This window comes from Ruminococcus sp. CAG:57, assembly GCF_000435935.1.
Classification (GTDB): Bacteria; Bacillota; Clostridia; order Oscillospirales; family Ruminococcaceae; genus Hominimerdicola; species Hominimerdicola aceti.
This window is the reverse complement of sequence record NZ_FR890771.1, coordinates 1-9,541: the sequence shown is the minus strand read 5'-3', so window position 1 is coordinate 9,541 and position 9,541 is coordinate 1. Positions and strand designations below refer to the sequence as shown.

Annotated in this window: 5 protein-coding genes; all 5 read right to left on the bottom strand. The window is 43.5% G+C overall.

Features of this window, described 5'->3' with window-relative positions; genetic code table 11:
* On the bottom strand, nucleotides 1–2,930 hold a 2,930-nt coding region (locus QVO88_RS09310; protein WP_288177957.1), incomplete at its 3' end, for a DUF4132 domain-containing protein.
* On the bottom strand, nucleotides 2,927–4,657 hold the full coding sequence (locus QVO88_RS09305; protein WP_022288211.1) for a hypothetical protein: 1,731 nt from the start codon (nucleotides 4,655–4,657) through the stop codon (nucleotides 2,927–2,929). The genes QVO88_RS09305 and QVO88_RS09310, both read right to left, overlap by 4 nt.
* A gap of 11 nt (nucleotides 4,658–4,668) precedes the next feature.
* The gene (locus QVO88_RS09300) at nucleotides 4,669–5,811 is read right to left on the bottom strand and encodes a VWA domain-containing protein (protein ID WP_022288210.1); all 1,143 of its coding nucleotides are present in this window, start codon (nucleotides 5,809–5,811) and stop codon (nucleotides 4,669–4,671) included.
* A complete protein-coding gene (locus tag QVO88_RS09295; RefSeq protein ID WP_022288209.1) occupies nucleotides 5,808–8,204 on the bottom strand; it encodes a DUF5682 family protein in 2,397 nt (798 codons plus the stop codon). The genes QVO88_RS09300 and QVO88_RS09295 overlap by 4 nt, the downstream gene beginning before the upstream one ends.
* Nucleotides 8,165–9,271, bottom strand: a complete 1,107-nt coding sequence (locus tag QVO88_RS09290; protein WP_022288208.1) for an AAA family ATPase — start codon at nucleotides 9,269–9,271, stop codon at nucleotides 8,165–8,167. Before QVO88_RS09290 ends, QVO88_RS09295 begins: the two co-directional genes overlap by 40 nt.
* Nucleotides 9,272–9,541: the final 270 nt, after the last annotated feature.

Genomic DNA, 9,541 nt, shown 5'->3' with positions numbered 1-9,541 from the left:
ACTATCTCGTAATCATCAAGCTGTTCCAGCCAAGCTTCTTTTTCATGCTCAGTAAGCTCCAGCGGGTGAACAAGCCCTATCTGCATAACCTCGGACAGCTCTATCTCATCATCATCTGAGTTTGTAAAGCTGCCGTCGTCAAGATAACGGAACGAAGTTTTAAGGCAGCCATTTTCGTAAATACCCCATATAAGACCTATCGCAAAGCAGTGCATGAGAGGATTTTTTACAAAGAGAGCTTTCCAAGATTCTGCTGTCCACTTACGATCAAGCATAAGCACATATTCAAGACGCTGTTTCTGTGCGGCAACAACAGTTTTCATTTGCTTTTTCATTTCCTTGAAATCAGCAGTAGCCTTTTCTGCGAGGACAGGGTCGTCATTAACGCCTATTTTAGGGAGATTTTTAAGCTTTTTCTCACCCTCGAATATTTCTATATCAAGCTGTGGAGTGAGATAAACGGAGAATTTTCTGCTTCCAAAATCAAAGGTGCGGCACATTTTCTCGTCAAAGCCCATGTCAGGTACTATCTTGTCCGCAAGCTCCTGCGTTGTCAAGCCAAGCTGTTTAGCGGCATTGGCAAGTGCGTCAACTGCGGCAGCTCTGACCGCACGACTCTTATATTTTCTTGAAATATTGTCTACAGTCATAAGTGCATAGGAACTGCCGTTCAGAGCTACTGCATTGACTGCTTTAACCGCAAGGGCAACACGCATATTTAATGACTGTTTCGACCATTCTTTTATGTAATCCGTCAGGCAATTTATTGCTTCATCACCGCCGTAAATGGCCGCAAAATACATTGTCCACTTTGTTTTCGCTTCTGCACCTTTTTCAAGCCAGCGGCTCAGGACTTCAAGGGCGAATGTTTCAAGCTCATCAGCTTTGAGCTTCTGGGCAAGTGCCTTGCCCTTGGGTGGGAGGGTACCTTCGTCTGCGTTTGCATATGTAAGCAGGAGAGCCTGCAAATAGATATCCTCTGTGACTGTATCATCGGTGAAGTGAATAGGTGCAAAAGGCTGTTCAAAAAGCCAGAGAACTTTCTTGCTTTTTGTGCCTTTGGTGAGCGCGGTCACAAGGTCTTCATCTGATATTTCGGCAGGCTTTGCTTCGCTGCCCAAAAGTTCAGATATTTTCGATTTTAGTTTGTCGGATTTTTCTGTGGCATAGGCTTTTTCAAGCTCTGTGCGGTAGGCGTCAGCACCCTGATTTTCAATTATCATAAGTGCAGTTTCACGCTTGGCTGATTTTTTCTGAGCAAGAAGTTTGCAAACATCATCGTGCCAATCCTTGTGGGCGGATATAACTTTCACAAGCTCTGCTTTTATTACCTTGCTGTTATCGTCACAAAGGGCAAAAAATTCGTCTTTGTACTTGTTGCTGTCTGCGATATTAAGAAGCCTTATATACAAAAGTCGGCTGGACACAGCCATTTTGCTTACGTCAATAATGGTGGCTTTGTCTTTAATTTCTGGCATGATAGCGGTTATCTTTTTGATGATGACTTCTTTACAGTAAGAGCTTTCTATTTGCCAGCCAAGGGATCTTATAATTATATCTATCGGTAGACCTGATCTTACCATTGCACGGACGATGAACTCGGTGTTATAATAAAGATCGTTGCCTATAAGTTGGAGGGGATCACTTGTATCTTTAGACGCTCCTATGGAAAGGGCGGCGATACAGCGGATAATAAAATCGTCCTCTCCATATGCAACAATATAGTATATTTTCTTATGTCTGCCCTCGCAGGCTTCTTCGTCTGCAAAGGGGAGTATCGTGTCTATTTCTGCTTTGCCCATGATATATGCGTATATCTCGTCACTGTGCTTGAAATGTTCGGCAATAAGTTTGGCGATACGTTCCTGATGGGTAGCTTTAAGACCAATTGCTTCTGCGTTATATTTAGGGTCGGTGGCTTTGAGCATTTTCTCCATTGTGATCGCTGTGTCAAATGGAGCGTTTTTCATTGTTTCTATGAAAAGCTGTGGGTGATCTTTTGCGAGCTTTACCATTTGCGCTGGATAATTCCCATTTTTGTCAGGTGATTTGACAAAGTGTAGAATGTATCTATCTGTAAGACACTGTGGTTGAGCTTCGATAAGGTCGAATACCCTGGTGGTGGAAAGCTTCATATATATCAGCCCTTGGGTAAGATCGTCGCAGTATTTCACAATGTTCTTATCAAAAAATGCACGGTATTCTTTTACAAAATATGACGCTTCTGCATATGCGGCAAGAAAAAGACAGAAAACGGCTGTAGTTGTTTTAGGCTTTTTTTCGACCACTTCGCAAAGCTTTTTTATGGCAATTGCGGCTGTATCAGGAATTTTTGTTTTGCCGAGCAGGTTCTTTTTAGGCAGCTCGGTTGCGTCCAATGCGTAAACGCAAAGGAGAAGCTGTGCTATGATATCGTCAGGGCTAACGAAGTTGAATGTTCTTATGGCATCGTCTGCGGAATAGATAGGATGATTTACAGTGAAAACGCTGATAGAATCATTTGAGCGGTTTGAGATCTCTGTTGATATCCAGACTGCTTCTGCGTTCTCACCATAAAAATCAGTGAGCGGCTTCATATACATGGCTTTGTTTTCGGAATATATATAGGCATTGCCAGACAGCGCATCTGTCATATATCGGAAATATGGACCCGTTGCCATTGAACTGAAAATAATATAACGGTCTTTAAGCTCCTCACTATCTGAACCTGATATCTCACTTTTTACAGCTTTGATAAGCTTTTCACGATAACTATACTGCATGAGTTTTGGATAGTATTTTGTTGTAATTTTTCTCATCAGGTCATTGTTTCTTGGCTTTGTGATGTCAAGATATTCAAGGGCAAGGTCTATGGTCTGCTGGTCAAAACCAAGCTCCTTTAGGGCGGTTTCAAGCTTTATAAAGCTTTTGGTGCTTTCGTTGTAGATCATTTTTTCTCCTCCATATTATTTATCGCACTGAACAGTGCTAATTTTTGTGTGCAAAGTCTGATATACCGCATTGTGTTGCCTGCGGCAGTGAAGATATCAAGGCTTTTGTCTGCGGTGGTGTGTATTGCATTTTCGCACAGCTTTGTGAAGCATTCATAGCGTTTTGCAAGTTCTTCAAGTCCGCACTGGCGTATGCTTTGAGCGTGTTCGTCTGCGATAACAGAGTTCACTCCGCACTCCATTGCCGTGACTATCCTCTTGTCGGTTTCTTCGGTGGCGTCAAGAAGCTCGCTACACATTCCATAGTCTTGGTCTATATCATTCTCGACAGGTACAGGAACATTGTCAGGCGGATCAATAAAATCATAGACCTCTATTGGGAAAAGCGTTAGCCTGCCGTGGTCGATATATCCTTGAGCCAGCAGGACGTAGTTTTTGTGCTTTTCTTTTAGCATTTTGCCACCTATGGTTTCAAGCGTGGAAATAAATTCACGATTTTCTGCTGTGTATTTTGCGGTGACAGATATTTGTCTATCACAGCCGTCTTTTATAATGAATATTTGCTGTTGAGTGTGCTTGTCAAAATATGAAGCGACGCACTCTTTTGGGTGAACGAAATAAAGCCGGTCGGTCTCCTCGTTGCTTTTGTTTGCGGAGATCTTTTCCGCAAGCTCTTTGAAGTCGCTGACAATAAGCTCACGGAGGGCAAAACAGTTTAGCTGTGCAGGACCTGCGCATATGGCGTTGGTCTTTGACGATGAGGACAAATGCCCCATGCTCACCTTGGCGTTTTCAAGCTTCAGCTCTGTGCACATATAGCTGTTTAGAGAGCTGTCAAGATCCCATACAGTTGTGCTTTCGGCAAATCGTCTTGACTTTTTTTCATAGAACGTGGGGCGCAGATCGCTGTAGGTAAAAAAACGCTGGGGCGAAGTTCTGTCTATATTTAGAAAATAGTAGATACAGCCAGTGTATTCGCCACTGACATTTCTTGTGCCTATAGGCAGGAGTTGGAGCGTCCCCTCATAGTCGGTGTATTCTCTGCGGAAGGTGCCGAGCATTTCTTCTGTGATGTCGGCTTTTATAAGCTTGTTCATGCTGTCAGCATATTCAAACATTTTGTGAGTGAATACCTGCGGACTGAATGAAGCTCGCCTTGAAACACAGTCTTTAAGTCGGCTGCCAAGTTCACGCATTTGTCTTTCTGCCTCAGCCATTCTCAAAGCGTGGCAGGAAACTGCGGCAAGCTCAAAATTATCGGGGTCGCTCTCTTCGGTTCTTACAAGGCCTCTGGTAAATATTCCAGACATTATTTTTATGCACTGTTCGGCGCATCCTTTTATCTTTTTCTGGGTATCCTGAGAAAGCGAATTTATTTCAGGTTGCTCGGGGAGTTCAATTTCTGCTTGTTCAGGCTCGGAGGTTATGACCTCTGGAGTGATATCCTCGCCGTCGTACTGTGAAAGCTGTGCTTTCAAAAGCAGTATGGCTGTGATAATGTGCCTGCACATTCCTCTTGAAACACAACTGCATTGACTTTCATCAAGAGGTGATTTTATGGTGCAGGTTTCACCGTCTAATTTTACTATGTAACATTCATGGATTTTTTCAGCCGAAAGGGTCATGTTTTTGGATTCCTTCAACGCACGTTTGTAAATGCCCTTGTTTGAAAGCTCAATAAGCGTTTGTTCGTTTGCAATGCCAAGCTGTTTATCGATTACGTCCAAGATGTCATCTCCTATGCAAATATTTTTCCGATGTAATCCCCAAGCTTATCAGGGGTAAGACCGCCAACGAATGAGCCCATATCTGCAAGCTTCTGACCTGTCGCCTTGTCATAGGCAGGGTCGGCATTTTCATCAAGGGCGGTAAGGAATGAGAGATGTGCTCCGCTTGTGATTATATTTTTGCTGACGTTCATAAGCTGTGCTTCACTGCCACCCTCGTAGAGGTCTGTTACAACGATAACGCAAGTGTCACGCGGCGTAACGATAAGGCTTTCGCAGTAGGTAAGGGCTTTTGCAATATCCGTTCCTCCCCCAAGCTGAACGCTCATTATTGTCTGAGCAGGGTCGTCTGCATGGTCTGAGAGGTCAACGATGCTTGTATCAAATATGATGAGCTTCACCTCTGCAAATGGCAGTTCGGAAATTATCTGCGCCATTACTGCACTATAGATGACTGAACCGAGCATTGAACCGCTTTCGTCTATGGCTATGATAATGCGCTTTTTGTTATGCTTTTTCACACGTCCACTGAAATAGATATCTTTAAGTATAAGCTGGTTGCTTGTTTTGTCATAGTTTTTCAGGTTTCGGCGGATAGTCTTTTTGAAATCGAGGTTTGCAGAGCATTTCATAACTGACGATGTGTTTTTATCAAGCCTGCCTGTAAGGCTTCGCTTTATGGTCATATCAAGCTTTTGTTTGATATCGTCTGCCACCTGTTTTGCTATTTTTAAAGCCGCCTGCAACACCTCGCCGTTCATGAGATGTTTGAGCTGAATGATAGTTTTAAGCAGCGCTATATCAGGCTTCATTTCTTCAAGAACCTTTTTATCGGTAAGAAGCTCGGTCATGTTGAACCTTTCCAAAGCTTGACGTTCAAGCACCTCGGCGGTCTGCTTTGGAAAAAGCGTTCTGACTTTTGTTATCCATTCTGCGGCGTTTAGCACACTGCCACCCTGACCGCCTTGCCTGCTGTTCTCGTCCCTTACATCGTCACCTTGCGCACGGCTATAGAGATAATCGAGTAGCTTTTCCATATCCTGAAACGTTATTATCTCTGCTTTGTCACCGGTAAAGGAAAGGCTTTTGTCAGACATTCCGCCCAGCACGAGCCGCCAGCGGTTGACGAATATGGCTTTGTTTTCATCTGTCATGGCTTTTCCTCCTCAGACAAAAGTTTAACTATCTCTTTATCTATTTCCCTACCGAAGCTATATAGCCTTTCGTTTATAGGTTTTTCCACAAGAAGCTCAGCACTGTCAGAGTCATAAAGCTTTGCGACAGCGGTGGCTGTTTGCTGTATTTCATATGGAGTGAAACAACTGAAAGCAAGCTTCATGGAGGGAAGTATTTCTATAAAATCGTCATAGTCAAGTCCGCAGATAAGCGTGTCTGTCATTCTGATGAAAGAATCGTCCGTCATGATGATATCACGGGCGGCATTGAAAAGTCCGTGAAGAAACTCCGCTCCTTGTATCTGAACATTCCTGTCGCCTTTGAGATAGCTTGACATTGCCTGTTCAGCAAGCTTGCGGCGGTGGGGGTCAAAGGCATAAAGTATGCCAAGTGCTGTGCCGTAAACAAATGGGTCTTTATCAGATTTGCCGCAGAGGGAAAGCATGGCGTTTTCATAGTCATGACGATATTCTCTAAAGCCGTCAGTGACAGCTTTCTGCATTGCGTACATTATCGCTGCACATTCTGCAATGTGGTCGTCTTTCACCGACGCCATATCAGGCAGTGCTGTGATTATCCTTGTCATGCACCGCTTTGCACAATTTTCTGCGGCGGAAAACTCGGTATTATAAAGTTGTTGGAGTTCCATAAGAGTGATAAAATGCCTTATACCTCTGCCTACAGAGAAAAAGTCACCGTCTGAGTTAAGAATGTTCTCGGCACAAGCTTTGTCATCATCAGAGAGTTCTAAGCCCATTTGGAAGCAGTCCACAAGGATATGCGCCGCAACATCACAGTGCTTTTCATGGCGAAGTGTTCTTGAAGCACAGGTGCGGCAGGCTTCTTCAATGGTGAAGCCGTCGGCAGTATGGTCTATGAGAGCAACGTCTGTGGCAGGAACTTTTTTGTATACCCATTCTTCACGGACACGGCTTCTGTCTTTTCGCCTATGCAAATCAGGTCCTTTTGTTCGCTGGGCAAAGTCTGTGCCTAGAAACACCATTCTATGGAAAAATCTGCTTAGTTCCATGCCGTTTGCAGTGGTAAAAAGTGAAACTTCCGTCTTATTAGGGGTTACTGTTTTTATTTTAAGTCGAAACCTTTTACACTGTTCTTCAAAATCAGCGATAAGCGGAGAAACGTGGTTTATATCACCTATATGACCTGTCTTGTCGCCTGTGGCAAGTTTGTGCATAAGGTCGATAGGCAGGGCGGAGGATATTGTTTTCTCTCCCTTGATAAATGACGAGGTTATGGCGTCCTCAAGCTCGTAAAGTCCACATTCATGACAGCCACGAAGTGCGGCAAGTCCACTCATCATAGACTGCGCTGCGGAAGCGTCAGCCATTGACACTGGGATATCATGTTTATCACAGGCTCTCACTGTACCTATGAGCAGGTCAAGAACTGTGTCGCTGTAAACACCTGCCGGGTCATCGCAGTGGATTAGCTTGTTCATCACGCAATCATAAAAATAAGGACGCTGGATACCAGAGGCATATCCACTGAGAGCGTCTGCTGCTTCATAAGAATAAGCTACAGGGAAACAGCCTTCATCTTTTTGAGAGAGCTTGTGAAGCTTTTCTTTTTGGATATTATCACTTTTCAAAAGCTCATAAAGTCCCAAACTGTGGAATCCGCCTGTTACAGCAAGGACTTTTTTGTTATCTTTAAGTGCTTCTTTGATACGCAGAGCCATATGGTTTTCTCTTGCAAGAGTGCCGTCTGCCGCAAGATCATCTTCTGTTTCGTCATTTCGTGTGATAATGCAGTAGGTGTACATTTGCTGTACAAAATCTTGTACAGATAACCTGAGCCCCTCTATCTCAAAATACTTCTCCCAGAACTCTTCAAAGGTCCTTAGATCTGTTTTCTCGCAAAGCTTTTTGCAGAATTTGCTGTATATAAGTCTGCTGTCATCAGTGTAGCTGTGTTTATCCTTATTACTGCGAAGGCCTTTATTTTCTGCGGTGGTAATAAGTATCTCGCTGTAGGGAAGATCTATAAAGCGTGCTTCTATATCCATGGCTGCGGCTGTTTTCAGAGCGTTATACTCAGGTGAAGCATAGATAAAAGGGTAGTAGCATTTATAGTCTTCGGCTTCATCACTGATAAACTTTTTTCTGTCCTTGTAGTAATAATAGAAAGCCGCAGGGAGTTTTGTTCTCTCGTCCGTCAACACACCTATCATATCATTGGCGTTTTCAGGACCCTCTATAAGTATGACATCGGGCTGATATTCTTTAATTGCTCTGATGAGCTGCCACGAGCAGACAGGGCTGTGGTGTCTTACAGGAAAAAGCATAAATGGCTGAGAATAGTCGAAAGGTATTATTTCAGATACTTGGCTGTATCCAGATATTCTGTCCATATGCCTCCCTCACTTGCACTTTTTTCCTTAACAGCGATCCTGAAATAGCTTTTAAGCTTTTCAAGGTCGTCTTTGTTTTCCTTACAAACTGCTCCTAAAAGATTCTGCGTAAGCTCTTTGAGATCAGTTTTTCCGTCACCATAATAATATGCACTGCTCATAGTTTGATAGAAAACGGACACAGCTTCGGCTGTACTCATAACGGCGTTTGGTTTTTCAAGCTTTGTTCCCTCTGAGGTAACGCCCTCACGAAGCTCATGATATGTGACAGCAAGAAGTTCAGCAGCGTCGGTGTCTATAGGCTGGTCGATATGACCTGTTTTTGCAAGGTCTTGTGCTTCACGGATAATGATCTCCTTTTCGAGCCTTACGTCACGAACAGGCTCGACAGTTTCAAAATTGAAACGCCTTTTCAAAGCACCTGACATTTCATTTACGCCCTTATCACGGGTGTTTGCAGTACCGATTATATTAAATCCTTGCTTGGCGAAAACAAGTCCTTCGTTTTCAAGCTCAGGGATATTGAGTATCTGGTCGCTCATTACAGAAATAAGGCTATCCTGGATTTCTGCAGGGGTACGAGTTATTTCCTCAAATCGTGCGAAAATGCCTTGTTCCATGCCTATGAGCAGGGGAGCAGGCACAAGGGCTTCACGGCACGGACCTTTTGAAAGAAGCATGGCATAGTTCCAGCTATATTTTATCATATCCTCGGTAGTTCCAGCCGTACCCTGAACTGTGTTCGTGCTTATGCCGCAGCAAGCAGCAGAGAGAAGCTCAGAGAGCATAGTTTTAGCAGTGCCTGGCTCACCCACCAGCATAAGTCCACGGTTACCAGCGAGGGTGATTATACAGCGCTCAACAAGTGCGTCATTGCCATAGAATTTGCGCTTTATCTGCATTTTGCCATCGGCAGTTTTGATGATTCCGCCTAATATAAATGTTCGCACTGCCTTTGGCGACAGCACCCAATTCTCAGGCTTTTTGCCAATATCAACACTTTTCAAGGCGTCGAGTTCATTTTTGTAGCGTATCTCAACGGGCGGTTTTATGTATTCATTCGTCATAGCAGTTATCTCCTAAAAGTTAATTTATCAGCAATAATTATATCATATTTTGTTGTTATTTACAATAAGCATGGGGATATTCAGCTAAATTGACAACGAACAGATGTTTTGATTGTGCATTTTGACAGTTAGGATCGGGTATAAAAAAACCGCTTCGCATTTCTGCGAAACGGTTTGATAAATGAGAATGAAATTATCTCTTTGATAAAGTGTAACCACGTTATATCGTTGTTTTAAGGCTATTTTGTTAGTTACGTGTTTGTTACCCTG